Annotated in this window: 2 tRNA genes and 1 rRNA gene; all 3 read right to left on the reverse strand. The window is 45.6% G+C overall.

Features of this window, described 5'->3' with window-relative positions:
- Nucleotides 1–129: 129 nt before the first annotated feature.
- A tRNA-Ala gene (locus FJ444_RS21280) sits at nucleotides 130–205 on the reverse strand.
- Nucleotides 206–306: 101 nt separating this feature from the next.
- Nucleotides 307–383: transfer RNA gene (locus tag FJ444_RS21285), tRNA-Ile, on the reverse strand.
- 217 nt (nucleotides 384–600) lie between these two features.
- A 16S ribosomal RNA gene (locus FJ444_RS21550) occupies nucleotides 601–656 on the reverse strand; the annotation flags it as partial.

Below are 656 nucleotides of genomic sequence, written 5' to 3' on the forward strand. Positions count from 1 at the left end.
AGAACATCTTTTCGATATTCTCAGTTACTCAATTTTGATTGATTACTAATATCAGCTTTCCAAATTGTTAAAGAACATAGTGTGGTACTAAACCACTTCTAAACGCACTTTTCTAAATGCGTTTAGAAGTGGTGGAGCTAAGCAGGATCGAACTGCTGACCTCCTGAATGCAAATCAGGCGCTCTCCCAGCTGAGCTATAGCCCCAAGAATATTTACTTCTCGGTTTCTCTTTCTTAGACGCGGCATCGTAAACAGCAGCGTGCTTCAGCACGTGATGCTTGCGATAACAAAGCATAAGGAAGAAATGGTAGGCTTGGGCAGACTTGAACTGCCGACCTCACCCTTATCAGGGGTGCGCTCTAACCAGCTGAGCTACAAGCCTATTGCTTGGTCTTTGTCGCTCATGCGGCCTTGCTCCGGAATTTGCTTGGTCACAATCAGACGATTGCTCCCTGCGTCAAATTCCTCGCGGCGTTGCCTGAACAACAAATCCGCTACGCAATACTCTGTTTTAGGTGAGTACTACCTTTGGTGTTCTTTTCTTTCTATAACAAAACAATCTGTGTAGGCACTACATTAAGTCGTCCAACGACTTTACGTAAGGAGGTGATCCAACCCCAGGTTCCCCTAGGGTTACCTTGTTACGACTTCACCC

Origin of the sequence: Aestuariibacter sp. GS-14, from assembly GCF_006494365.1 — a bacterium.
Lineage (GTDB): Bacteria > Pseudomonadota > Gammaproteobacteria > Enterobacterales > Alteromonadaceae > Alteromonas > Alteromonas mangrovi.